Origin of the sequence: Sporosarcina jeotgali (genome assembly GCF_033304595.1) — a bacterium.
Taxonomy (GTDB): domain Bacteria; phylum Bacillota; class Bacilli; order Bacillales_A; family Planococcaceae; genus Sporosarcina; species Sporosarcina jeotgali.
This window is the reverse complement of sequence record NZ_CP116341.1, coordinates 1,908,355-1,932,913: the sequence shown is the minus strand read 5'-3', so window position 1 is coordinate 1,932,913 and position 24,559 is coordinate 1,908,355. Positions and strand designations below refer to the sequence as shown.

The following is a 24,559-nucleotide window of genomic DNA, read 5'->3' as shown; positions in this document are numbered from 1 at the left end:
TCTTTTGTCAATTCTTTGATGATGGTGTATGCGGTTGCCACGTTCCAATAGTTTCTCCAACCCGAATCGCACCTTTTTCAGAACCATCCGGTGTGAATGGTGTCTCTCCAGCAACAAATAGCAGAATCGTTGATCCGAAAGAGAAATATCCGAAGTCTTCTCCTTTTTTAGCTTCTTTTGAAGAAGAGTAGAGCTGTACGGAGTTTACATTGAGTGCACCCACTTTGACAAGTGCTAATCGATCGAGTTCAGTTGAAAGTTCAGTGATAAGCCGATAGTTTGTTTCAAAAGGTTTGTCTCCATAAGTAAGTCCCATGTTATTAACAGGATATGATGTGGATCCAAGAGCGTAACGGCTGATTACGCGGCCATCTGCAGGATAGTGGAAGTGATGATAATCTGCAGGAGAAAGATAGAATACAAAGTACCATCCATTTTTATAAGCAGATGCCCTCTTCTCATCCATGAATATTTCATTTATACTGTATGTATGACCTTTAATTGTAAATTGATGTCCGTCTACTACCCGCCCAAAAGAACTTAGCTGTCCGTCTGAGGGGGAGATCAGAGTTTCAGCCGAATTGTCAAAAGGTCGTGCTCCGGATTTTAGGTTGCGGGTGAAAAATGCCTGTAAACTTTTGTAGTGGCCTCTCGGATATTCCATACTGGCCTCATCGATTTTATAGGCTGAGGAGTATGTCTTAATGAGAGGTTTGCTGAAACGGGATGCTGCCAAATGGCGCAGTATGCCAGAGGATACTGGATTTCCGGTCAGTTCCACGAATGATTTCAAGAGTTTCTTTTTCAATACAATCACCATCTTTAACTAGTATATATTATTGGGAGGTTTGTTATGTTTTCATTTAGATATATTGATTATACTAAAGTAAAGGCCCAATTGGCGAATGCAATTACTTTAGTAAACTTAAGTTTTGGAGTTATTGCCATTATACTGATTTCCAGAGACTTGTCCCACATGAGTTTAGTTTTCATTTTTCTAGCGGCTTTATTTGATCGTTTCGACGGGATGACAGCTCGTCACTTCCATACGGAATCAGCATTCGGAAAAGAATTGGATTCCTTAAGTGATATCATTTCGTTCGGCATCGCACCAGCAGTTCTTATCTATCACTCTGCATTATCTGAAATGCTCTGGGTTGGGATTGCAGCTACAATTATTTACATTGCATGCGGGGCAGTCCGGTTAGCCCGCTATAATGTAGAAGAGTTCGACGGCATTTTCCGCGGCGTTCCGATTACCGCAGCTGGTGTCATTTTAACTGCTTTATATTTTGCAATCCCATATGTGGGGGCGCCTTATCTTGTTATTGCAATGCTCATTCTTTCATGGGCAATGGTCAGCAACTTTAAAATTTCCAAAGTATAAACGAAAACCTCTTCATTTGGTTCCTTAGATCGGGATCCGGTGAAGAGGTTTTTAAATTGAAGAATGCTGCCGTGCGCGGCGGTTTTATGCAGTTTTCAATTCATACCCAGCGCTTGTCTCATGTCCGTTCCATTCTCCTGTGTAATCTGCTATTCTTAAAGTAGATAAACAACGGAAAGGAATGATTGAAATGTCGGGACCGGCTTTAAAACAACTACAATCTCACCGGGCGATCCACGAAGGCGGATTATCTGGTGCAGTGGGAAAAACAGAGATGCTGATTGACTTCCTCCAAGAAGGGGACCAAAAAAATGCAGACCGTGCAGCGAATGATTTAATCGATTATTGGAAGACTCGCGTTATTAGTCATGCCGATGCAGAGGAAGGCGGATTTTATCAAGAAATCGTTACAGAAAATCCTGCGATGGAGAAGTCGGTTACCCAGCTGACGCGCGATCATGATTTGATAAGAATCATCGTTGGAGATATTGAAAAGTTAAGAGAGACTGAAGGAATTAGTCCAAGCGTCCTTCAAAAATTCTATGCATTGCTAGTTGTGAACGAAATTCACAGTCGCGAAGAAGAACGATTGTTATTTATAGAATCACCTGATGAAGAAGCTTGAAATGAATGGAACAACCAAACACGTCATTCTGGAAATGAATGACGTGTTTCCAATGAAAGGAGCACTTTAAATGATGGAACAAGCACTTGCTGTGCTCGCTGAGAAATTTGGATATACATCATTCCGTACAGGTCAAGAGCAGGTCATCCAGCACGTGATGGATGGACAGGATGCTCTTTGTGTTATGCCGACTGGCGGCGGAAAATCGTTGTGCTATCAAGTTCCAGCTATGCTATTTGAAGGAACGGTCCTCGTCATATCCCCACTCATTTCCCTTATGAAAGATCAGGTAGATGCACTTTGGCAACTCGGAATTCCTGCTGCCTACATAAACAGCACGTTATCCTCAGAGGAGTATTTCGGAATTCTTGAAAATGCGATTGCAGGACAATATCGCCTTCTTTACATTGCACCTGAACGACTGGAGTCCGAATCATTTCTGAGAGAATTAAGCCGGATGAACGTTCCGATGATTGCAATTGATGAGGCACACTGTATTTCCCAATGGGGTCATGATTTCAGGCCGAGTTACCGAAATATCAGCCGTGTCTTGAACTGTTTTGATGAAAAACCGGTTTTGCTTGCGTTAACGGCAACAGCTACGCCGAACGTTCGGGAAGATATTCGCATACAGCTCGGAATTCCCGAAGAACAGACGGTGATGACAGGGTTTGAGCGGTCGAACTTAGTGTTTACGGTTGTAAAAGGACAAAATCGCGAGAAGTTTATCAAAGAAGTTGCAAGTAAAAATAAAGGGGAAGCTGGAATTGTTTATGCAGCAACCCGAAAAGCGGTTGAGAGTATCTATGAATTGCTGAACCGTGCTGGATTTGAAGTGGCGAAGTATCATGGCGGAATGTCAGATACAGAGCGGCATCACGAGCAAGAACGTTTCCTGAATGATGAAGCAACGGTGATGGTCGCAACAAATGCCTTTGGAATGGGAATTGACAAGTCAAATATCCGATACGTCATTCACTACCAGATGCCGAAAAATATGGAAAGCTATTATCAAGAAGCTGGACGCGCGGGACGGGATGGGTTGGATAGTGAATGTGTGCTTCTTTTTGCTTCTCAAGATATCCAGACGCAGCGTTTTCTTATCGACCAATCACCAGATCCTTCCCGAGTGCCAGCAGAGCTCGAAAAACTGCAAGGAATGATCGACTACTGCCATACAGAAAATTGTTTGCAGCAATACATCGTGACGTATTTTGGAGAAAAAGAGGCTCCGAAATGCGGCAGATGTGCAAATTGTACAGATACACGAGAGCAGATGGATGTCACATTGGAAGCTCAAAAAGTATTGTCCTGTGTCATTCGAATGGGACAGCGGTTCGGGAAGACGATGATCGCACAAGTATTGACAGGTTCTAGAAATAAAAAATTGCTGGACTTTAAGTTTGATCAATTGACCACATATGGTTTACTGAAAGAAAAGAATGCGAAAGAAGTTTCCGATTTTATCGAGTTTCTGATTTCGGCGAACTGTTTACAAGTCGAGAACGGGCAGTTTCCGACAATCCGTGTCGCTGAGCGCGGCAAGGAAGTCCTGCTTGGCAATGATAAGATTATGAGAAAAGGTTCATTTGTTTCGAAGGCACTGACAGAAAACGATCCATTGTTTGAACAGCTTCGCCAGCTGCGGCGCCAGCTTGCTCAAGAAGCGGGTGTTCCGCCATTCGTTGTGTTCTCGGACAAGACCCTGAAAGATATGGCGATGAAAAAACCAGCAACGTCTGCAGAGTTTCTGGACGTTGTAGGTGTAGGACAAACGAAGCTCGAGATTTATGGAGAGGCATTCATTGAAGAGATTAAATCTTTTCAGCTCCAGGAGATTTGAGCGGGAGATTTCGCAATACTAGGCAAAACAAAAAACATACTAGAAGTTAGTATGTTTTTTGTTTTGCATTCGATTATTCTTCAAGACTGATTGTAAATAGATGGACAAGCAGCCGGACTGCCCGATTCCAATGAGTTTGATAGGTTAATCGCTCGGGAATTTCCGTCACAGAGCCGCAGCTGTCCGTTGTTTGAACAACCCATAAATAGTATACCCAGCAACAATCAGCAAGAGTATTCCGGTAAAGGTAAACGCGCCGCGGAAATTTAAATTCAAGGCTCCGATTGTATACGAACCTGCGACAACCCCCATTGAGAAAAAGGCATAGAAATAACCGTATGCTTTCCCGCGGTAGGCAGCTTCGGAAGAATCGATGAGCAATGAGTTGATGGATGGGAAGAGAAATGCGAATCCGACCCCGTATAAAGCCATTGTTCCATAAAGACTGCCAAGCTCATCTGCGCGGCTCAACAGCAGCATGCTGACTCCCATTAATGAAATCCCGAAGGCAAGTGTAATCATCGGTCTCACGCGATCGAAAACGCGGTTGATCGGCAATAGAAAGACGAGGATTGCCACGATCCCGAAGGTGCTTAACAGGGTTCCTGTTGTTTTAGTATCAAAGCCGAGTGACTCGACCTTTAGCGGCAGGATCAGCGCCAGTACACCTTGTGAAAACATCAGGAAAAAGGCGCCTGCGAATGCCCGTTGAATGCCCGGGTGCCGGAACAATGCTCCAACATGCTTTTCCTTGGACTTTACTGCTGACTTTTTGACCCGCTTGACGGATCGCAGCAGCAAGAAAGCTAAAAGTGCAAGTATTGCCATGATGATGCCGTTCACGAGCATGATTGTGGGAGTTCCCTTTACTGGATTCCCGATAATGGAAGCGACGATTCCGCTGTACGCAGGACCTGCGATTGCGGCCATACCAACAAACGCACCAGAAATGGCCACGCTTTTTCCGCGCTTTTCCGGTTCTGCCCGATTCGCTAAAAACGTAAAAGCCGCAGGAATGATCAGCCCATTGGTAAATCCGTGAACGAAACGGACACCGACCAGCAGCCAAGGGGCATGAACTGTGGAATAGAGCGTCAATGCAACGGCGTTCGTTAAAAGACCAATCAGCAAAATTTTGAATGGACCTCTTTTATCGGTAACAAATCCTGAAATAACATTGCCGAAAACGTTCGCAAGTGAGTAAGTTCCAACAACTAACCCCGCGACAAAAGTGGAAGCACCTAAAGACAGTGCAAATGGACTCATGATAGGGAGCTGGGAGAACAAATCAAAAAAGGAAAAGAACACGATTAAATAAACAAAAAAACGCATAGTACCGCCTCATTTCAAGAAATCAAAACCCATGCTTATTTTATCATGCAGAGAGTTTAAAGCAACGGGCAAGATAGGAATTCACAGGTATCTGGTAAAACTTGTGACGAAATTGTAGAAAGACCTGAACGTTAAGAAAAAATAGCAATCTCACTAAAAAAACTGTAAAATAACGAATAGTCAAACGAAATGGGGGAATGAGGCATGGAACCGAAGATTAGAATTGGAATCGCCGGATACGGTAACCTTGGGAAAGGGGTAGAATTCGCGATTTCCCAACAACCTGATATGGAGTTGGCTGGAATTTTCACGAGAAGAGATCCGGATAGCGTTCACCCGGTCGGTGACAGGGTTTCTGTCTATCCATTAGCAAATGTGGAAGACTATACAGAAGAAGTGGATGTCATGATTCTTTGCGGAGGCTCTCGAGCGGATTTACCTGAACAAGGTCCTGCCTTAGCAAAGCTGTTTACAACAGTCGATAGTTTCGATACACACGCTAAAATTCCAGAATATTTTGATGCGCTTGAGGAAGCAGCGAAACCAGCAGGAACTACAGCGCTTTTGTCTGTCGGCTGGGATCCGGGGCTGTTCTCATTGAATCGTCTATATGGAGAGACTGTGCTGGCTGACGGCGTTACGTATACTTTCTGGGGCAAAGGATTAAGCCAAGGACATTCCGATGCAGTACGCCGGATTGAGGGTGTAAAGAATGCGGTCCAATATACAATTCCTTCAGACGAAGCGATTTCTAAAGTCCGGGCGGGAGAACAGCCTGAATTATCGACACGCGAGAAGCATGTCCGTGAGTGTTATGTCGTCTTAAAAGAAGGCGCGGATGCAGCGGCTGTTGAAGAGACTATTGTTACAATGCCTGACTACTTCGCGGACTATGATACAACTGTTTCTTTCATCAGCGAAGACGAAATGCAGCAGAACCATAGCTCGATGCCTCATGGAGGTTTTGTCATCCGCAGCGGTAAGACAGGAAATGGCACTAACCAGGTAATGGAGTATTCGTTGACATTGGACAGCAATCCAGAGTTTACTTCGAGTGTCCTCACTGCCTATGCACGAGCCGCACACCGATTAAACAAATCAGGACAGCACGGTGCCAAAACAGTTTTCGACGTTCCGCCAGGTCTTTTATCACCTAAAAGTCCAGCACAGCTGCGAAAAGAATTGTTGTAAGAATGGTGTGGAAACTTTGAAAATGCTCCAACTTGTACTATACTAGGAACATATTTACTTAGGGGGTCGAAGGATTTGGCTAAAATGGATGACACACTGCACATGCTTAAAGAACTAACAGATGCAAAAGGTACAGGCGGGAACGAACGTGAACCGCGCGATGTAATGAAACGGTACATTGAACCGTTTGCAGATGAAATTGACCAGGATGGCCTAGGTTCTCTCATCGCAAAACATACGGGCGATGCAGAAGGTCCTAAAGTGATGGTCGCTGGTCACCTTGACGAAGTCGGATTCATGATTTCCCGCATTGACGATAAAGGTTTCTTAAGCTTCCAGACAATCGGAGGCTGGTGGTCACAAGTCATGCTCGCACAACGCGTGACAATCGTTACACGAAAAGGCGATTCTGTTACAGGTATCATCGGTTCTAAACCACCGCATATTTTGCCTGCTGAAGCGCGCAAGAAGCCAGTGGACATTAAAGATATGTTCATCGATATCGGTGCATCTTCACGCGAAGAAGCGATGGAGTGGGGCGTTTCACCTGGAGACATGGTGGTTCCTTACTTCGAATTCACGGTCATGAATAATGAAAAATATCTGCTTGCCAAAGCTTGGGATAACCGGATCGGCTGTGCGATTGCCATCGATGTCATGAAGGAACTGAACAAGCAGGGACACCCGAATACACTTTATAGTGTCGGAGCTGTCCAAGAAGAAGTCGGTCTTCGCGGTGCTGGAACAGCAGCCAACAAAATCAAGCCGGACATCGGTTTTGCAGTAGACGTCGGTATCGCTGGGGATACACCGGGAGTTACTGCAAAAGAAGCAGCAGCTAAAATGGGGGACGGCCCGCAAATCATTCTTTATGACGCTTCCATGATCGCGCATAAAGGTCTTCGTGACTTCGTCGTAGACACAGCTGAAGAAAACGGCATTCCGTATCAGTTCGATTCCATGTCAGGCGGCGGAACAGACGCTGGCTCAATCCACTTGAGCGGCAATGGCGTTCCATCCATCGCAATCACAGTGGCAACGCGTTACATTCACAGCCATGCAGCAATGTTACACCGTGATGACTATGAAAACGCTGTGAAACTGATTGTGGAAGTTATTAAAAAGCTTGACCGAGAAACAGTCGATAAGATTATTTCTGAATAAATAGGGAAGAGGCAGATCAGGTGATGGTCTGTCTCTTTTTATTTCCAGTGAAGTATAAAAATACATTTGACTTTATAATTATTCATAATTATACTGTGAATAACCAATTTTATTCATGGAGGATGATTTTATGACAAGCGCATTCGAATTAAAATATATGGAGAAGCAATTGAAGGGAAAAGACTTTTTAGCGATCGAGGATTTCTCAACTGAAGAAATCGATTATCTGTTAGAACAAGCGACGAAAATGAAGAAAGACTTTTTAGCAGGGGGCGCTTCTAAACCGCTTGAAGGAAAAACCCTAGGAATGGTCTTTGAAAAGAATTCAACGCGAACCCGCATTTCGTTCGATGCGGGCATGTTCCAATTAGGCGGGCATGCATTGATGATGAATCCAACGGAACTTCAAATCGGCCGGGGCGAGTCGATTGCGGATACAGCGAAAGTATTCTCTGAGTATTTAGATGGCGTAATGATTCGAGCGAATTCACATGAAATGGTGAAAGAATTCGCAGACAATGCCTCAATTCCTGTCATTAACGGCCTGACGGACAAATTGCATCCATGCCAGGCGCTTGCGGATTTATTGACCATCCAAGAAGTGAAAGGGAAGCTGGCAGGATTAAAACTTGTTTATATCGGTGACGGCAACAATGTCGCGCATTCCCTTCTCATGGCGGCAGCTAAAATGGGCCTCCACACAGCAATCGCTACACCTGTCGGATATGAAATGGATGCGGACATCGCAAAGTCTATTGAAAATGCCGCTAAGCTTTCAGGTGTGACAATGACCCAGCTGACTGATCCGGTTAAAGCTGCAACAGACGCAGACATTTTATATACCGACGTATGGGTCAGCATGGGAGACGATGAACAATCCGAACAGCGTCTGGCAGATTTCGAAGGATTTGAAATCAATGAAGAACTTGCTGGCCATGCCAAATCCGATTACACGTTTATGCACTGTTTACCTGCTCATCGAGGTCAAGAGGTTTCCGCATCGGTTATCGATGGTTCGCAGTCCGTCGTGTTCCAACAGGCTGGAAATCGGATGCATGCACAGAAAGCATTGCTCGCTGCGTTACTGTAATCCAATGAAAAAAGGATCGCATTACACCTGACGGGTGTGTTGCAATCCTTTTGATTTTGGAGTCACTGTGCAGCAAAAGCATGCTCGAGTTCTCCGGTAATCTTCATCTTTTCCTGATCATCGGCGCGCTGCCAAAGCTTTTCAAAGAACACACCTAAGCCAGGAAGCAGATGTTCTTCTCCGCGCGCAATGGCATCATCCACGACGCCGCGGATATCCTGCGCTTTGTTATCCGTCATATTTGCCGTAATTGCATCTCTAATTTGAAAATCCATTCATCTGACCTCCTTTCAGCGTACTTGAGTTTAGTATCGCCAAAAGGGCTTGTCTTTGATACACTGAAAAGAAAAAAAGGAAGTCATCCTACACTATGAAACGTATTGAATCTACGCAAAATGCACTTGTGAAACATTGGAAAAAACTTATAACAACAAAAAAAGAACGCGAACGCTCCGAAGAATTCATCATCGAAGGGCATCATCTGGTTGAAGAAGCCTTGAAGATCGAAGGTTCCGTACTGCATATCATGTTCCGTGAAGATGTTGAAATTCCGTTTGAATTAGAAGAGTCTTCGATTCAAATCATTGAAATGACGAAAGCGGTAGCTGCTGAAATTTCTGAAACGGAGCACCCGCAGGGCATTTTTGCACATTGCAAACAGCCGATTCCTTCAGAAGATAAGTATTCCGAATGGAAACGTCTTTTATTCATCGATGCAGTCCAAGATCCGGGCAACATCGGTACAATGATTCGTACAGCGGATGCTGCTGGAATGGACGCAGTGATTCTTGGCAAGGGGTGTGCGGATCCATTCAATCCGAAAACCGTTCGTTCTGGTCAAGGTTCCCATTTCCATATCCCCATCGTAAAAGGGGATTTGAGCGAATGGATTGACCGCGCCAAACAAAACGGTCTGCAAGTCATTGGAACAGGTCTGCAGCAAGCGAAAGATCATTTCACGGTAGACGCAATGCCTGCTTTTGCGCTTCTTATGGGCAATGAAGGGGCAGGAGTTTCAGATGAATACCTTGAGCAAGCGGATACGATTGTGAAGATTCCATTGTACGGGGAAGCAGAATCGTTGAACGTCGCAGTAGCAGCAGGCATCCTGCTGTACACATATGGACGCCGCTAAGTCGCTCCAGTATTGAAGTATGAAGCGGATTCCGCTATACTGATGAAGTATACAAGAGCAACAGACAACAAAAGTGTTGACCGGGAAGAGGATACAGAACATTTGACGCTAGGGAGTCCATACCTTGACTGGAAGTATGGATGGTCGAAACTGTTACCGTTCACCCCGCGAGCTGCCTTCAGGACCAGCATTTCGCTGTAAAGATGAGCCGGCTACGGACCGTTATTCCGAAGTTGAGAGATCATGCGCACGACTGGCATGATAATCAGGGTGGTACCGCGAATTCGTCCTCGTCCCTTTTTTAGGGGACGGGTTTTTTTATTTTGTTAAGCTTTTATTGAACAAAGCTATTTTGAAAGGAGAATGACAATGGAGCAGCAGCTGGAACAGTTAAAGCAGGAAGCACTGCAGAAAATTGAAACCGCAGCGTCAGTGAAAGAACTGAACGACGTGCGTGTAGCGTATCTAGGGAAAAAGGGGCCGATCACGGACCTGTTAAAAGGAATGGGGAAACTCCCGGCAGAAGAACGTCCTAAAATGGGCGCGCTTGTCAACGTCGTGCGAGAAACCGTTACGACTTCTCTAGAAGAAAAAATGGAATTGCTCGAGCAGCAAGCCGTGAATGAAAAACTTGAAAAAGAAACAATCGATATTTCCCTTCCCGGCCGGCCGGTTAAGCTCGGCAATCATCATCCGCTGACACGCGTCGTTGAAGAAATCGAAGACTTCTTCATCAGCATGGGATACGAGGTCGCGGAAGGTCCCGAAGTGGAACAAGACTACTACAATTTCGAGGCGTTGAACTTGCCAAAAGGTCACCCAGCACGTGACATGCAGGATTCGTTCTACATTACGGAAGACGTCTTGCTTCGTACACACACGTCACCTGTCCAAGCACGGACAATGGCTGCTAAAAAAGGCGAGCCGATCAAAATCATCTGTCCGGGTAAAGTGTATCGCCGCGATAGCGATGACGCGACACACTCCCATCAATTCACACAAATCGAAGGTCTTGTCGTTGGGGAAGACATTCGAATGAGCGATTTGAAAGGGACACTCGCATTATTTGCGAAAAAAATGTTCGGTGAAGAACGTGAAATCCGTCTGCGTCCAAGCTTCTTCCCGTTTACAGAGCCTTCTGTTGAAATGGACATCTCATGCTTCAAATGCGGCGGATCAGGCTGTAACGTCTGTAAGAAAACTGGATGGATCGAAATCCTGGGTGCCGGTATGGTGCATCCGAATGTCCTTGAAATGGCTGGATACGATCCTTCAATCTTTACTGGATTTGCGTTCGGTATGGGACCAGAGCGAATTGCAATGCTGAAGTATGGCGTCGAAGATATCCGTCATTTCTTCACGAACGATATGCGTTTCTTATCACAATTTAACCGCACAGAAGTGTAAGGAGGAGACCCCATGTACGTATCAACGAAATGGCTGGAAAACTATGTAGATACAAAAGGCATCGCACCTGCGGATCTTGCTGAAAAGATTACACGTGCGGGCATTGAAGTCGATACAATCATCGACCGTTCTGAAGGTTTGACGAACATCGTCGTCGGACACGTTGAATCATGTGAAAAGCATCCGGAAGCAGACAAATTGAACATTTGCCAGGTGAACGTCGGTGAAGAAACGGTTCAAATCATTTGCGGCGCTCCGAACGTAGCTGCAGGACAAAATATTATTGCTGCACTTCCAGGCGCAAAATTGCCAGGCGGCATGAAGATAAAAAAAGCGAAATTGCGCGGAGAAGTGTCAAACGGCATGATCTGTTCTCTTCAAGAGCTGGGTGTTGAAGGCAAGACCGTTGCAAAAGCTTATGCAGAAGGGATTTATGTCCTTCCAGCGGATGCTGCACCGGGTACTGATGCGCTCTCATTAGCAGGATTGGATGACGTCATCTTGGAATTCGATTTGACACCGAACCGCGCGGATGCACTCAGCATGCTGGGTGTTGCGTATGAAGTCGGTGCGATTTTATCTGAAGATGTCAAGCTTCCTAAAATTGAGTACACCGCTTCAAATGAAAAAGCAGAAGATGTTTTGTCGTTGAAAGTTGAAGCGGTAGAAGACAATCCGATGTACGTTGCAAAAGTTGTGAAAAATGTCAAAGTTGCTGAATCCCCGCTTTGGCTTCAAAACTATTTGATGGCTGCAGGTGTTCGTCCGCATAACAATGTTGTCGACATTACAAATTTCGTATTGCTTGAGTACGGCCAGCCGTTGCATGCGTTTGACTACGATCGTCTAGCGACAAAGGAAATCGTCGTTCGTCACGCAGCAGAAGGTGAAAAGATGACGACACTGGATGATGTAGAACGTACATTACATGCAGATCAGCTTGTGATTACGAATGGTAAAGAGCCTGTAGCACTTGCGGGTGTCATGGGTGGAGCGAATTCCGAAGTTCACGACGGCACAACAACAGTTGTCATTGAATCCGCTTATTTTGCGCCTGCATCTGTTCGTAAAACTTCGAAAGACGTTGGCTTGCGCAGTGATGCAAGTACACGTTTTGAAAAGGGCGTAGACCCGAACCGAGTGGCAGAAGCGGCAGAACGTGCAGCGCAACTGATGGCTGAACTAGCAGGCGGAGAAGTGTTAGCAGGATCGGTTCAATTCGATGAGTTGGATAAAGAATCCGTCCGTATTTTATTGTCACCGGACTATGTGAACCAGCGCCTTGGAATGAAGATTCCGATGGACGAAATGGTCTCGATTTTAGGCCGACTTCAAATTCCTGTTGAAGCAGCGAATGGCCAATTGGTCGTCGATGCGCCAACTCGCAGACAAGATTTGCGGATTCGAGAAGATTTAATCGAAGAAATTGCACGTCTATATGGGTACGATGAAATTCCGATGACACTGCCAATTGGTGAAAGTGTTCCGGGCGGATTGAACAGCTTCCAGGAAAAACGCCGTCTCGTTCGCCGTTATATGGAGAGCGCTGGTCTTTACCAGGCAATCACGTATTCATTAACTTCACGGGCAGAATCTCAAAGCTTTGCACTGGAGACAGCTCCGGTTACTGAACTTCTTATGCCAATGAGTGAAGATCGCAGCATATTGCGTCAAAGTTTGCTACCACACTTGCTGGATGCGACAACTTACAACGTAGCGCGTCGCATTGATACGGTTTCGTTATATGAAACGGGTTCTGTGTTCTTAGGAACGCAGGAAGATGGGCTTCCGAAAGAAGTCGGTCACGTTGCAGCAGTGATCACGGGCAAATGGGTGGACCACGCATGGCAGCAAGAAAATAAGAAAGTCGATTTCTTTGTAATGAAGGGAATCGTTGAAGGGCTGATGGATACACTTGGTCTTACTGACAAAGTAACGTATGCAAAAGCAACTCACGACGGCTTGCATCCTGGCAGAACTGCAGACATCCTGTTGAATGGCTCAGTAGTCGGTGTGCTCGGTCAATTACACCCAACTGAACAGAAAAAGCGCGATTTGAAAGAAACATATGTGATGGAAATGAACCTCGCATTGTTGTTAGCTGAATCAGCTGAAGCACTCGTCTATGAGCAAGTGCCGCGTTACCCTTCGATGTCACGTGATATCGCACTAGTGGTTTCAAAAGAAGAAGCGGCAGGCAGCTTAATGGATATTATCCAAGAAGCAGGCGGCAAATTGTTGAAAGACGTAGCTGTATTCGACTTGTACGAAGGCGACAAAGTCGAAGAAGGCACCAAGTCACTCGCATTCTCGTTGACGTACTTCGATCCAGAACGCACATTGACAGACGAGGAAGTCGTCACGCGTCATGACAAAGTACTCGCGGCATTGAAAGAAAAATCCGGTGCAGTCTTGCGCGGATGATTTAGATGAAAAACAGAGGAGGAACCAGCGATTTGCTGGTTCCTCCTCTGTTTTTGTGTGTATTAGATTTAACGCACATTACGGCCGGCGACCCGCTCGTTCGGATGCGGAACCCGCTCATTACGGACGGCAAGCCGCCCGTTCCAGTGGGGAACCCGCTCATTTCGGACAGCAACCCGCTCGTTCGGATGCGGAACCCGCTCATTACGGACGGCGACCCGCCCGTTCCATTGGGGAACCCGCTCATTACGGACGGCGACCCGCCCGTTCCGGTGGGGAACCCGCTCATTACGGGCAGCAACCACCCCGTTCCAGTGGGGAACCCGCTCATTTCGGACGGCGACCCGCTCGTTCTGGTGGGAATCCGCTTATTACGGACGGCGAACCCGCCCGTTCCAGTGGGGAACCCGCTCATTTCGGACAGCGACCCGCTCGTTCTGGTGGGGAACCCGCTCATTACGGACGGCAACCCGCTCGTTCGGAGGAGAACCCCGCTCATTACGGACGGCAACCCGCTCGTTCTGGTGGGGAACCCGCTCATTACGGGCAGCAACCCGCTCGTTCCGGTGGGGAACCCGCTCATTACGGACAGCGACCCACCCGTTCCAATGCGGAACCCGCTCATTACGGACGGCGACCCGCTCGTTTCACAAGCCACATTGTCGCGGAACTAAAACTTGTACATACCTAAACTGACTCGTGACCAATTAATCTTTAACCATTCCCATACATGAAACCTATATTAATTTGTGTGCTTCGCTATCCCTAAGCATTTAGTTACTGAGCCCATATACTCCACAACCTAGTAATAGTCTAAAGTGAATTGTGTCAAAAACGCGATAATGCTATTTTCGACCAAAGCCTTCCTTTGCTCTGCATGAACCGCTACACTAAAGAAAAAAGGGGTGCCGCCATTGATCTATAAACATCGAACAAAGCCACGACTATTAAGAGGATTACTTGCTTTAGAGAAACGACTTTCGACAACACATAAAAAATACGAGTTCATCCAGAATGAGCTGTATAAAATCCGTGCCGGCTATGGAGGTGAACAAGAATACGATCGCTACATGAAAGAAGTCCGCACTGACTATCCGCACGCCATACTCCACGATCTATCCCTACAACACGAAGGCGTCCATTTTCAAATCGATTCGCTTTTCATCACACCAAACTCCATTATCATTTCGGAAATTAAAAACATTGCAGACAAGATTATCATCAAAGCCAATCCCACTCAATTCATGAAACAGTTACCTGACGGAACGCGATTGCTATTCCGAAGTCCCATTGCCGAAGTGGAACGCAAAATTCAGTTTCTCGAAAAGTGGTTAGCTAGCAAGAATGTACATGTGAAAGTGAAGGGGCTCATTGTATTTGCGTATAATAATGAAATGCATATTGAAGAAAAGCCATCTATGGAAGTAATTACAGCCTATGAGGCACCTACTTATTTTCGATCGTTAATCCAAGAAGCCAAGTTATTAGGGAGCCAAGACATTGCAAAAATTGCAAAGGCGCTAGCGCATGGACATAAAGAGTATAATCCATATCCAGTAACTGCTCGATTTAAGATTGACGAACGGGATATCATGGGAGGGGTATTTTGTTCAGAATGTGAAATTCAAACGATTATGAGATGGTCTGACTTGAGGTGGCATTGCCAAGTCTGCGGATTACGAGAAATTGGGAGTCATCAAAATGCGGTACTAGACTGGTTCATGCTAATGTCAGGTCCTTTGACCAATCGAAAGTTTTGTGAGTTTACCGGGATAACCAATCGCCACACGGCAAAAAGAATGTTAGCCCGATCAGATATTCAAATGCTAGGAAGGGGGCGGGGCAGTCGTTACACGACATTAACTTAGCTCCCTGATGTAGGACAAACTACAAATGTTGATTTGTGCGCTTCGCCCTGCGAAGCGTATTTATTTATTCTGCAACTCTCTGACTAATTGCCCGCGGCAAGCCACTTTCTTCAATCCATATCCAAGCTCGCGACCAATCCATCTTTCCCAAATTCAGTACCAAGACTAATTGGTGTGCTCCGCTCCGCTGCGCATTTAGTGATGGGGGCGGGGATCTCTAGGGGGACCCGCTCATTCCGGTCCTGAACCCGCTCGTTTCCCTGGGCAACCGCTCATTCTCCGCCGGTACCCGCTCGTTTCCCTGGGCAACCCGCTCATTCTCCGTCGGAACCCGCTCGTTTCCCTGGGCAACCCGCTCATTCTCCGTCGGAACCCGCTCGTTTCCCCGAGGTACCCGCTCATTCTCCGTCGGAACCCGCTCGTTTCCCTGGGCAACCCGCTCATTCCACGCCGGAACCCGCTCATTCCGGGCTAGCACCCGCTCGTTCCCCAAATCACCCGCGCTTCTTAGCCGCCAACACCGCGGCCTTCTTTGCATTCGCAAAATGCCACTTCGTCATTGAACGTAAAAACGGTTCGCCTTTCGACAGTAAAATTGAAGCCGCAGTCTCATCCACCTTCTTGCCAGCGCCCTTAGGAAGTGTGCGGCCTGCCAGTCCACTCAGACGGTCCATTTCATCTAAAAATGCGACACGGGCGATAATGGATGCTGCCGCGACTGCGACATGCAATCCTTCCGCTTTCGTCGCAAACAACACATTTTCCCGCACAATCTCAGGTTCGTTCTTTAAATGGTTGTAATACACACCGCGCTCCGCAAATTGGTCAATCAAAATGTAATCGGGATGTTCATCTTCTAATTTACGCAATACATGGCGAATCGCCTGATTGTGGAGCAATGCTTTAATTTTCCCTTGAGACCAGCCTTTAGCCTGCACCGTGTTGTATTTCTCGTTCTGCAAGGTAAGCACACTGTATGTCAACACGGACTTCAAATCCGGAGCGATTGAGCGCATATAAGGATCCGTCAGCAACTTCGAGTCTTTCACGCCAAGCTCAGCGACAAGAGGAATCTGATCTGCCCGGACATAACAAGCGCACACCGTCACCGGTCCAAAGAAATCCCCCGTCCCGGTTTCATCCGAACCAATTACAGATAACATCTCCAGCCGATCGGGAAGAGGCGCGCCTTTTGTAACAACTTTCTTATTTGAAGACACAGCGGAAGCACCCGAAGCGTCACCTGCTTCCCATTTCGCTGCTTCCATCTCAGCGCCGCCGCCTTGAAAAAGAACTTTCCCAGAACGATACGCAGTAATCGAGGCGTTCGCTGTTTTCGCAGCAAACACGACACCCGGGGCATTGCGCTTCACAACATCGCTCGCATAATATGCTTTTAACGCTGTTAATTTTTCATCAGATAAAATCAGTACAGAATTCGCCATTCAAATCATCCTTTCAAACCGTACATTCTAAAACGTTTTGTCTAGTATACCGTGTCCAGGAGAAAGCACAAAAATAGTCAGCTGACAATGCCTTTGTTCACAAATAAACCGTATTCATGGTATGATTAACTTCATAGTTTTTCAGCAGGAGGTTATGGCAGTGGAAGAAGAACAAAAAACGCGGATCACCATCGATATATACGGTCAGACATATACGATTATTGGAACCGACTCGTCTGCTCACGTCCGGCAAGTGGCAACACTCGTGGACGACCGGATGCGTGAACTTAGTGCGCGAAATACGTATTTGGATACGACGAAAGTTGCTGTGCTGACAGCTGTTAACAGTGTACATGACTATTTGAAGTTGCAAACCGAAAAAGAATTGCTTGAAGAAGAATTGAAAAAGTTGAAGGGCTGACGGCTGCTAATGTTAGATATACTTATATTATTTCTATTGGTTGGAGGACTGATTACAGGCTTCCGAAGAGGATTGCTTGTACAAGTCTTACATATGACAGGTTTTATCATTTCATTCATTGTTGCATATGCGTATTACAAACAACTTGCGGATAAATTCGTCCTATGGATCCCGTATCCCGGGGTAACCGCGGAGTCTAAGTTAAGCTGGTCATTCGGACAATTGGATTTGGACCAGACGTTTTATCGGTTATTGGCATTTATCCTGATTTTCTTCGTTGTTAAATTCTTGCTGCAACTATTTGTATCCATGTTCGACTTCCTGAAACACTTGCCTGTACTTGGATTTATCTCACGTTTCTTTGGTGCTGCACTAGGATTTGTTGAATTCTACATTATCATTCTGTTACTCATCAGTTTCCTTGCGCTGCTGCCAATCGACTTTGTTCAAAAATTATTAGATTCCTCTTTACTGTCAAAGACAATGTTCGAGCACACGCCGGTCATTTCCAGTACAGTGAAGGAATGGTGGTACGTTTACACACAATAAGTCTGAGCAGCTTCCCTCCGAGCGGCGGGAAGCTTTTGTTCAGTCAGGGAACGAATAGAACGAGGAGGTTTTGTTGATGAACAAAAAAGTGATTATACAAACGATGGAAAAGATTGCACTCTATATGGAATTACTCGGAGAGAACCATTTCAAAGTCGGCGCTTTCCGTAAAGCAGCGAATGTCCTCGAAGTCGACCCAAGAAGTTTAGCTGAAATGGACGATATTTTGAGCTTGAAGGGAATCGGCAAGGGAACGGGAGCCGTCATTCAAGATTTACTGGACAAAGGGGAATCTGACTTGCTGGTTGAGCTCCAAGAAACCGTTCCTGCGGGAATGATTCCTTTGCTTGAAATTCCAGGACTTGGCGGAAAACGAATTGCGAAACTTCATGAGGCTCTTGGAATTGATTCGATCGAGTCGTTAAAAGTGGCATGTGAGAAAAATGAAGTGAGCGCACTTCCTGGATTCGGAAAGAAAACCGAAGAAAAGCTTCTCCATGAAATCGAACAGTTGTCTGAACGGAAAACCTCATTCCCGCTTTGGCAGATGGTTAAATTCGTCGGACAAGTTGAGCCGATTTTGGATGAAATCGAAGAGATTAGTAAGTATTCGGTTGCGGGAAGTTACCGCAGAACGAAAGAGCAAAGCAGTGATATGGATTTCATCATCGTGACAGATACGCCTTCACTGGTTCGGGAAAAGTTGCTGAAGTTACTTCCTACGATAGAAACAATCGCAGCAGGTGACGCCAAACTATCCGTAACATTGGAATTAGAAGAAGTCATCGACGTCGATTTCCGTTTCGTGACGGATGCCCAATACGCCAGTGCACTTCATCATTTCACCGGGTCTAAAGACCACAACGTGAGAATGCGCCAGCTCGCAAAATCACGCGGTGAAAAAATCAGTGAATACGGTGTCGAGCAAGCGGATGGGACGGTCCTTACGTTTGAATCAGAAGAAGACTTTTTCGTTCATTTCGATCTGCCGTTTATCCAGCCGAACTTGCGACAAGACGGGAGAGAGCTTGATCGCATCGATGAATTACCTGGTCTCGTCACACTCGGTGATATCCGCGGAGATTTTCATATGCATACGACTGCATCGGACGGAGGCTATTCGATTCGCGAAATGGCAGACGCGTGCAGAGAACGCGGATACAGCCACATGGTCATCACAGATCACTCCCATTATTTGAAAGTAGCGAATGGGTTAACGCCTGAACGGCTGCTAGACCAGTTGAAAGAAATTCGTGAAATCAACGAAGAGTATCCGGATATTGAAATTTTCAGCGGGACCGAAATGGATATCTTGCCTGATGGCACACTCGATTTTGACGATGAAGTGCTCGCTCAGCTCGATTTTGTCATCGCATCGATCCATTCGAGTTTCAATCAGCCTCAAGAACAAATCATGGAACGCCTGCATACGGCCATGAAAAACCCGCATGTCGATTTGATTGCCCATCCAACGGGACGTCTTATCGGTAAACGGGATGGCTACAACCCAGATGTTCCGCAGCTCATCGAATGGGCTGCAAAATACGGTAAAATTCTTGAATTGAATGCCAGTCCTCATCGACTCGATTTGGACAAAGAATACTTAGAGATGGCACAGCAGGCTGGCGTTTTGATTTCCATTAATACAGATGCCCATGCGACCGAGCAATTAGAGATTATGTCAATTGGGGTAGAATATGCGCAAAAAGCATGGCTGAAAAAAGAAACAGTCGTCAATACGTGGTCATTGGACCAATTCAAACAGCGAATTGTCGATAAGTGAAAGGAAGGGATCCGCGATGGATTCACGCGTATTAAAAACGTTAGAGTTTGACAAAGTTCTGGCGCAAGCAGCCCAGCAGTGTACGTTCCCTGCAGGCCGCACTGAAATGGAAAAATTAAAACCGAATACCGACTTTGAGACCGTGGAACGATTGTTAGAAGAAACGGATGAAGGTCTTGCGATTTTACGTGTGCGGGGAAATGTTCCGATGGGCGGCATCACGGACATTCGTCCGCATGCGAGACGTGCACAAATCGGCGGGGTATTAAGTGCCCAGGAGTTGATGGAAACTGCGTCAACCATTCGGGCTAGCCGCATTTTCCGTCAATTCATCGAAGCGGTTGTTCAGGATGAAGAAGTGGAAATTCCAAACTTCATTGAGATCAAAGAAGCGATGCCCATCGTTACTGGCCTGGAACATGAAATCAATAGCGCTGTCGACGAAAACGGCCGCGTGCTGGATAGTGCATCGAGTGCACTCCGTTCAGTCCGCCAAAGTCTGCGCATTCAAGAAGGCAGAGTGCGTGAGAAATTAGAAAGCATCATTCGCGGTAAAAACGCAGCGAAAATGTTGTCAGACAGCATCGTTACCATTCGGAATGAACGATTTGTTATCCCTGTAAAGTCTGAGTACCGCAGTCATTATGGCGGTGTCATTCACGATTCGTCTTCATCGGGTCAAACGGTTTACATTGAACCCGATGCCGTCGTACAGGCGAATAACGAAATTCGCACATTGAAATCAAAAGAAAAAGAAGAAATTGAAAAGATTCTTCGCGAACTTTCTGCAATCGTTCAAGAACACGCACATGAATTGTTCGTCTTAGTCGATCAGCTTGTGAAAGTGGATGTCATTTTAGCGAAAGCAAAATACGGAATGGCCAATAAATGTACCAAGCCGACAGTCAACCAAGATGGCTATTTGCGACTGGCGAAGGCCCGTCATCCACTATTGCCGATTGACGAGGCTGTCGCGAATACGATTGAATTTGGAAAAGAGATTACGACGATTGTCATTACAGGACCGAACACAGGCGGTAAAACGGTTACGCTGAAAACAGTGGGACTGTGCACATTGATGGCGCAAGCGGGCTTGCCTATTCCTGTATTGGACGGTTCGGAAATTGCTGTGTTTGGATCTGTTTTTGCTGATATCGGGGATGAACAGTCCATTGAACAAAGTTTGAGTACATTTTCTTCCCACATGGTTAATATCGTGGACATCTTAAAGAAATTCGATCATGATTCGCTTATCATTTTCGACGAACTGGGTTCAGGAACCGATCCTCAAGAAGGAGCGGCACTTGCAATCTCCATTTTAGATGAAGTTCATGGAACGGGGGCGCGTGTCATGGCTACGACGCACTATCCTGAACTAAAAGCATACAGCTACAACAGAAGCGGAGTTGCGAACGCGAGCGTGGAATTCAATGTCGATACATTAAGTCCGACGTATCGCTTGTTAATCGGCGTGCCTGGACGCAGTAATGCATTTGAAATTTCAAAACGATTGGGTCTGGGAGATCATTTGATTGAACGTGCTAAAACGTTCACGGGAACTGATCGCGGCGAAGTGGATTCTATGATTGCATCGTTAGAGTCGAGCCGTGTTCAATCCGAAAAAGATGCAGAACGCACTCATGAGTTGCTTTTAGAAACAGAAGTACTGAAAAAAGAGCTGGCTGAAAAACTGGCTGAAAACGAAGAGATGCAAACTCGGTTGACGGATAAAGCGAAAGAAAAAGCGAAGAAGATAGTTGAAGAGGCAAGACTAGAATCTGAAGCAATCATTTCAGACTTACGTGCGCTCCGCATGACTGCTGGTGCATCCGTGAAAGAACACGAACTGATCGAAGCACGGAAACGTCTGGAAAATGCTTCTCCAAAAGAAGCGAAGAAGCAAGCGCTGAAAGCAAAAGCCGCGCCGCGTCCGCTGCAAGCGGGCGATGAAGTGAAAGTCTTAAGCTACGGACAAAAAGGTACACTCATTGACAAAGTATCCGATACGGAATGGGTTGTTCAAATCGGTATTTTGAAAATGAAACTGGAACAATCCGGTTTGGAATTTGTGAAGCCTGAAAAAGAAAAGAAAATCGTTGCGTCCACCGCCATCCGAGGCCGTGATCAGCACGTTAAACTTGAACTCGATCTGCGCGGTGAGCGGTATGAAGATGCCATTCGCAGAACAGAAAAGTATTTGGATGACGCATTGCTGTCTAATTATCACCAAGTATCGATTATTCACGGGAAGGGTACAGGTGCACTCCGTCAAGGAATCCAAACGTATCTTAAAAAGCATTCCCGTGTGAAAAACTTCCGTTTCGGTGATGCAGGTGAAGGCGGACTTGGAGTAACAGTTGTTGAGTTGAAATAATTTTTTTAAGAAAAGTGAAACCTATTGAAGGCTCATTCGTACACGTTAAGACATCACCGTAAAGGGGCCTGCAAACTATGTCAAAGACTGAGTTTTGGAGTCATCCGTTAGTAGAAACAGCCGGTTATTTCAGCACTGTTGTCCTCTGCCTCATTGTTTCGATGGTTATTTTCGAAATAGTAACGAAGTACAGATGCTGGGATGAAATAAAAAAAGGGAACTTGGCCGTTGCGTTTGCAACCGGAGGGAAAATCTTTGGCGTTGCTAACATTTTCAGATATTCAATCGAACAGCACAACACGCTTCCGCAAATGATCGGGTGGGGACTGTTTGGATTTACATTGCTTATTTTTGCTTATGTGCTGTTTGAATTTTTGACACCCATGTTTAAAGTGGATGAGGAAATTGAGAAAGACAACCGTTCAGTAGGGTTCATCTCCATGATTATTTCAGTGGGTCTGTCATTTGTAATCGGCGCAAGCATATCATAAAAGCAGATTCAGTAGGAGACGATTATGTAAATGGAAAAATTATCAAAAATACTGCTCGCATTATGCGTGTTATTCATCGCCATTGGAATTTGGTGGATGGTCAAGCAAACCCCGTAACTGGTCCAGTTACGGGGTTTGAATTTCCTTCCTTTCTTTACATTGTAAACGCATTCATTATTCGTTATACTTAGTAAAGAATGAATATTCTATGAATATACTAGTGAAAAGGAGGTTGTTTCCATGACGAACAAACCGTGGCTTTCACAATATCCATCCGAAATTCCTGCGGTTATTGACTATGCGCCGATTCCGCTTCAAGACTTTTTAACTCGTTCTGCAGCAAAGTTTCCTAAGAAGACTGCGATTCACTTTTTAGGGAAAGACATTACGTTTAATGAGTTTTATGAATCTGCATTGAAGTTCGCCAACTATTTACGAAAGATGGGAATTGAAAAGGGAGATCGGGTAGCAATCATGCTTCCGAACTGTCCGCAAAATGCGATTGCCTACTATGGAATTTTGTATGCTGGCGGCACTGTTGTTCAAACGAACCCGCTTTACAAAGAACGTGAAATTTCATATCTTATGTCTGATTCAGGTGCAAAAGCAATCATTACTCTAGACTTACTATTTCCGAGAGTATCATCGATTTTGAAAGAGACTCAACTTGAAAATATTATTGTCACGAGTATTAAAGACTACTTGCCATTCCCGAAAAACGTCCTTTATCCTTTCATTCAAAAGAAAGAGAATGGCATTGTCGTGAAAGTGGAACACCGGGGAATTCATCATCTGTATACTGAAATTATGAAATCTGCACAAGCAGAAACGATCCCGCTCGACTTCGATTTTGAAAAAGATCTGGCATTGCTTCAATACACAGGCGGCACGACTGGGCCTCCGAAAGGTGTTATGCTCACGCATAAGAATCTGATTGCGAATGCGGAAATGTGTAACGCGTGGCTGTACAAATCCAAAGAAGGCGAAGAAGTTGCCATGGGAATCTTACCGTTCTTCCATGTATACGGCATGACGACGGTCTTAATATTCTCCGTCATGTGCGGCAACAAAATGGTATTGATCCCGAAATTTGATTTCAAGACAGCGTTGAAAGAAATCGATAAACAGAAGCCAACCTTATTCCCTGGAGCGCCGACAATCTATATTGGCTTACTCAACCATCCAGATGTTGCGAAGTATGATTTGTCGTCCATTAAAGCATGCTTGAGCGGTTCGGCAGCTCTTCCTGTGGACGTCCAAGAGAAGTTCGAAAAAGTGACTGGAGGCAAACTCGTTGAAGGATACGGGTTAACGGAAACGTCTCCAGTAGCAATTGCAAACTTTGTGTGGGAAGGACAGCGGAAGCGCGGTTCAATTGGTGTTCCGTGGCCAAACACAGATGCAGCTATCTTGCCTCCAGATTCAGCGGAGCCTATGAAACCCGGAGAAGTGGGTGAGATTGCGATTAAAGGACCTCAAGTGATGACAGGGTACTGGAATCGTCCTGAAGAAACACAGGAAACCTTCCGCGAAGGCTGGTTCTTAACAGGGGACCTCGGCTATATGGATGAAGACGGATTTTTCTATGTGGTGGACCGTAAAAAAGATATGATTATCGCAAGCGGATTCAACATTTCACCGCGTGAAATTGAAGAAGTGCTGTATGAAAATGAAGCCATTCAAGAATGTGTCGTCGCCGGTGTCCCAGATCCCTATCGAGGGGAGACTGTAAAAGCGTATATTGTCTTAAAAGAAGGGTATTCATTGACCGAAGAAGAATTGGATACGTATTGCAGGGCAAATATCGCGTCATTTAAAATTCCGCGTATCTATGAATTCAGAGATGAGCTTCCTAAAACGGCTGTGGGGAAAATTTTGCGAAGAGCTCTGGTAGATGAAGAGAAAAAGAAAGCAGAACAAAACCAGCAGGAGCAGCTTACTTCCTGACAAAATACTTGACTAAAAACTGAATAGCTATTAATATGAAAATATGAATGAACCATCATTCATATTTTCTTTTTTATGGTGGT

At 45.6% G+C, this 24,559-nt stretch carries 22 protein-coding genes; 17 read left to right on the top strand and 5 right to left on the bottom strand.

The features are described from left to right. Positions 1 to 7 precede the first annotated feature (7 nt). Positions 8 to 808, bottom strand: a complete 801-nt coding sequence (gene asd / locus PGH26_RS09535) for an archaetidylserine decarboxylase (protein ID WP_323690844.1) — start codon at positions 806 to 808, stop codon at positions 8 to 10. A gap of 45 nt (positions 809 to 853) precedes the next feature. Between asd and pssA the strand changes: the two genes are divergently transcribed. From pssA to recQ, 3 genes are all read left to right on the top strand, one after another. Next, entirely contained in the window at positions 854 to 1,387 is a 534-nt protein-coding gene (pssA, locus tag PGH26_RS09530; protein ID WP_323690843.1) for a CDP-diacylglycerol--serine O-phosphatidyltransferase, read from the top strand. A 190-nt stretch (positions 1,388 to 1,577) separates the two neighbouring features. Next, positions 1,578 to 2,012 (top strand): hemerythrin domain-containing protein, encoded by a 435-nt coding sequence (locus tag PGH26_RS09525; protein ID WP_323690842.1) that lies wholly within the window; start codon positions 1,578 to 1,580, stop codon positions 2,010 to 2,012. 70 nt (positions 2,013 to 2,082) lie between these two features. Continuing rightward, positions 2,083 to 3,855 carry a DNA helicase RecQ gene (gene recQ / locus PGH26_RS09520; protein ID WP_323690841.1) on the top strand — a complete coding sequence of 591 codons (1,773 nt, stop codon included), beginning with the start codon at positions 2,083 to 2,085 and terminating at the stop codon, positions 3,853 to 3,855. A 165-nt stretch (positions 3,856 to 4,020) separates the two neighbouring features. Here the strand turns inward: recQ and PGH26_RS09515 are convergent, their stop codons facing one another. Then, positions 4,021 to 5,187: an MFS transporter gene (locus PGH26_RS09515; protein WP_323690840.1), complete on the bottom strand. Its 1,167-nt coding sequence runs from the start codon at positions 5,185 to 5,187 to the stop codon at positions 4,021 to 4,023. Between the two features lie 204 nt (positions 5,188 to 5,391). On the opposite strand from PGH26_RS09515, the gene PGH26_RS09510 reads away from it, so the two are divergent. The 3 genes from PGH26_RS09510 (at position 5,392) to argF (ending at position 8,632) form a co-directional block, all read left to right on the top strand. Next, positions 5,392 to 6,378 carry a diaminopimelate dehydrogenase gene (locus PGH26_RS09510; RefSeq protein WP_323690839.1) on the top strand — a complete coding sequence of 329 codons (987 nt, stop codon included), beginning with the start codon at positions 5,392 to 5,394 and terminating at the stop codon, positions 6,376 to 6,378. 75 nt (positions 6,379 to 6,453) lie between these two features. Next, a complete protein-coding gene (locus tag PGH26_RS09505; RefSeq protein WP_323690838.1) occupies positions 6,454 to 7,542 on the top strand; it encodes a M42 family metallopeptidase in 1,089 nt (362 codons plus the stop codon). 130 nt (positions 7,543 to 7,672) lie between these two features. Continuing rightward, a complete protein-coding gene (gene argF, locus PGH26_RS09500) occupies positions 7,673 to 8,632 on the top strand; it encodes an ornithine carbamoyltransferase (RefSeq protein WP_323690837.1) in 960 nt (319 codons plus the stop codon). Between the two features lie 62 nt (positions 8,633 to 8,694). On the opposite strand, the gene sspI is transcribed toward argF, so the two are convergent. Then, positions 8,695 to 8,907: a small acid-soluble spore protein SspI gene (gene sspI / locus PGH26_RS09495; RefSeq protein ID WP_039044417.1), complete on the bottom strand. Its 213-nt coding sequence runs from the start codon at positions 8,905 to 8,907 to the stop codon at positions 8,695 to 8,697. A gap of 95 nt (positions 8,908 to 9,002) precedes the next feature. Here sspI and PGH26_RS09490 point away from each other — a divergent pair, with 95 nt between their 5' ends. The 5 genes from PGH26_RS09490 to PGH26_RS09470 all read left to right on the top strand — a co-directional run bounded on the left by PGH26_RS09490 (position 9,003) and on the right by PGH26_RS09470 (position 15,466). Further along, entirely contained in the window at positions 9,003 to 9,767 is a 765-nt protein-coding gene (locus tag PGH26_RS09490; protein ID WP_323690836.1) for a TrmH family RNA methyltransferase, read from the top strand. Positions 9,768 to 10,136: 369 nt separating this feature from the next. After that, complete coding sequence (gene pheS, locus PGH26_RS09485; protein WP_323690835.1) at positions 10,137 to 11,174, top strand: phenylalanine--tRNA ligase subunit alpha; 1,038 nt, start codon at positions 10,137 to 10,139, stop codon at positions 11,172 to 11,174. Between the two features lie 12 nt (positions 11,175 to 11,186). After that, complete coding sequence (gene pheT, locus PGH26_RS09480) at positions 11,187 to 13,598, top strand: phenylalanine--tRNA ligase subunit beta (protein WP_323690834.1); 2,412 nt, start codon at positions 11,187 to 11,189, stop codon at positions 13,596 to 13,598. 5 nt (positions 13,599 to 13,603) lie between these two features. Continuing rightward, positions 13,604 to 14,272 (top strand): hypothetical protein, encoded by a 669-nt coding sequence (locus PGH26_RS09475; RefSeq protein WP_323690833.1) that lies wholly within the window; start codon positions 13,604 to 13,606, stop codon positions 14,270 to 14,272. 240 nt (positions 14,273 to 14,512) lie between these two features. Further along, positions 14,513 to 15,466, top strand: a complete 954-nt coding sequence (locus PGH26_RS09470; protein ID WP_323690832.1) for a nuclease-related domain-containing protein — start codon at positions 14,513 to 14,515, stop codon at positions 15,464 to 15,466. A 231-nt stretch (positions 15,467 to 15,697) separates the two neighbouring features. On the opposite strand, the gene PGH26_RS09465 is transcribed toward PGH26_RS09470, so the two are convergent. Both PGH26_RS09465 and rnhC read right to left on the bottom strand, forming a co-directional pair. After that, entirely contained in the window at positions 15,698 to 15,931 is a 234-nt protein-coding gene (locus PGH26_RS09465; RefSeq protein ID WP_323690831.1) for a hypothetical protein, read from the bottom strand. Positions 15,932 to 15,960: 29 nt separating this feature from the next. Further along, the gene (rnhC, locus tag PGH26_RS09460) at positions 15,961 to 16,911 is read right to left on the bottom strand and encodes a ribonuclease HIII (RefSeq protein WP_323690830.1); all 951 of its coding nucleotides are present in this window, start codon (positions 16,909 to 16,911) and stop codon (positions 15,961 to 15,963) included. A gap of 160 nt (positions 16,912 to 17,071) precedes the next feature. On the opposite strand from rnhC, the gene zapA reads away from it, so the two are divergent. The 6 genes from zapA to PGH26_RS09430 all read left to right on the top strand — a co-directional run bounded on the left by zapA (position 17,072) and on the right by PGH26_RS09430 (position 24,476). After that, complete coding sequence (gene zapA / locus PGH26_RS09455; RefSeq protein WP_323690829.1) at positions 17,072 to 17,332, top strand: cell division protein ZapA; 261 nt, start codon at positions 17,072 to 17,074, stop codon at positions 17,330 to 17,332. A 9-nt stretch (positions 17,333 to 17,341) separates the two neighbouring features. After that, entirely contained in the window at positions 17,342 to 17,881 is a 540-nt protein-coding gene (locus PGH26_RS09450) for a CvpA family protein (RefSeq protein WP_323690828.1), read from the top strand. A gap of 76 nt (positions 17,882 to 17,957) precedes the next feature. Then, positions 17,958 to 19,664: a DNA polymerase/3'-5' exonuclease PolX gene (gene polX, locus PGH26_RS09445; RefSeq protein ID WP_323690827.1), complete on the top strand. Its 1,707-nt coding sequence runs from the start codon at positions 17,958 to 17,960 to the stop codon at positions 19,662 to 19,664. 16 nt (positions 19,665 to 19,680) lie between these two features. After that, entirely contained in the window at positions 19,681 to 22,038 is a 2,358-nt protein-coding gene (locus tag PGH26_RS09440) for an endonuclease MutS2 (protein WP_323690826.1), read from the top strand. A 77-nt stretch (positions 22,039 to 22,115) separates the two neighbouring features. After that, a complete protein-coding gene (locus PGH26_RS09435; RefSeq protein ID WP_323690825.1) occupies positions 22,116 to 22,529 on the top strand; it encodes a DUF350 domain-containing protein in 414 nt (137 codons plus the stop codon). Positions 22,530 to 22,769: 240 nt separating this feature from the next. After that, positions 22,770 to 24,476, top strand: a complete 1,707-nt coding sequence (locus PGH26_RS09430; protein ID WP_323690824.1) for a long-chain-fatty-acid--CoA ligase — start codon at positions 22,770 to 22,772, stop codon at positions 24,474 to 24,476. Positions 24,477 to 24,559 lie beyond the last annotated feature (83 nt).

What these genes read in the sequence shown, in the direction of transcription:
- PGH26_RS09440 (WP_323690826.1), top strand. Translation starts at nt 19,681, where the DNA reads ATGGATTCACGCGTATTAAAAACGTTAGAGTTTGACAAAGTTCTGGCG.
- PGH26_RS09510 (WP_323690839.1), top strand. Translation starts at nt 5,392, where the DNA reads ATGGAACCGAAGATTAGAATTGGAATCGCCGGATACGGTAACCTTGGG.
- pheT (WP_323690834.1), top strand. Translation starts at nt 11,187, where the DNA reads ATGTACGTATCAACGAAATGGCTGGAAAACTATGTAGATACAAAAGGC.
- PGH26_RS09465 (WP_323690831.1), bottom strand. Translation starts at nt 15,931, where the DNA reads ATGAGCGGGTTCCGGCGTGGAATGAGCGGGTTGCCCAGGGAAACGAGC.
- recQ (WP_323690841.1), top strand. Translation starts at nt 2,083, where the DNA reads ATGATGGAACAAGCACTTGCTGTGCTCGCTGAGAAATTTGGATATACA.
- PGH26_RS09525 (WP_323690842.1), top strand. Translation starts at nt 1,578, where the DNA reads ATGTCGGGACCGGCTTTAAAACAACTACAATCTCACCGGGCGATCCAC.
- polX (WP_323690827.1), top strand. Translation starts at nt 17,958, where the DNA reads ATGAACAAAAAAGTGATTATACAAACGATGGAAAAGATTGCACTCTAT.
- sspI (WP_039044417.1), bottom strand. Translation starts at nt 8,907, where the DNA reads ATGGATTTTCAAATTAGAGATGCAATTACGGCAAATATGACGGATAAC.
- PGH26_RS09450 (WP_323690828.1), top strand. Translation starts at nt 17,342, where the DNA reads ATGTTAGATATACTTATATTATTTCTATTGGTTGGAGGACTGATTACA.
- PGH26_RS09515 (WP_323690840.1), bottom strand. Translation starts at nt 5,187, where the DNA reads ATGCGTTTTTTTGTTTATTTAATCGTGTTCTTTTCCTTTTTTGATTTG.
- argF (WP_323690837.1), top strand. Translation starts at nt 7,673, where the DNA reads ATGACAAGCGCATTCGAATTAAAATATATGGAGAAGCAATTGAAGGGA.
- rnhC (WP_323690830.1), bottom strand. Translation starts at nt 16,911, where the DNA reads ATGGCGAATTCTGTACTGATTTTATCTGATGAAAAATTAACAGCGTTA.
- pheS (WP_323690835.1), top strand. Translation starts at nt 10,137, where the DNA reads ATGGAGCAGCAGCTGGAACAGTTAAAGCAGGAAGCACTGCAGAAAATT.
- pssA (WP_323690843.1), top strand. Translation starts at nt 854, where the DNA reads ATGTTTTCATTTAGATATATTGATTATACTAAAGTAAAGGCCCAATTG.
- PGH26_RS09475 (WP_323690833.1), top strand. Translation starts at nt 13,604, where the DNA reads ATGAAAAACAGAGGAGGAACCAGCGATTTGCTGGTTCCTCCTCTGTTT.
- PGH26_RS09490 (WP_323690836.1), top strand. Translation starts at nt 9,003, where the DNA reads ATGAAACGTATTGAATCTACGCAAAATGCACTTGTGAAACATTGGAAA.
- PGH26_RS09435 (WP_323690825.1), top strand. Translation starts at nt 22,116, where the DNA reads ATGTCAAAGACTGAGTTTTGGAGTCATCCGTTAGTAGAAACAGCCGGT.
- PGH26_RS09430 (WP_323690824.1), top strand. Translation starts at nt 22,770, where the DNA reads ATGACGAACAAACCGTGGCTTTCACAATATCCATCCGAAATTCCTGCG.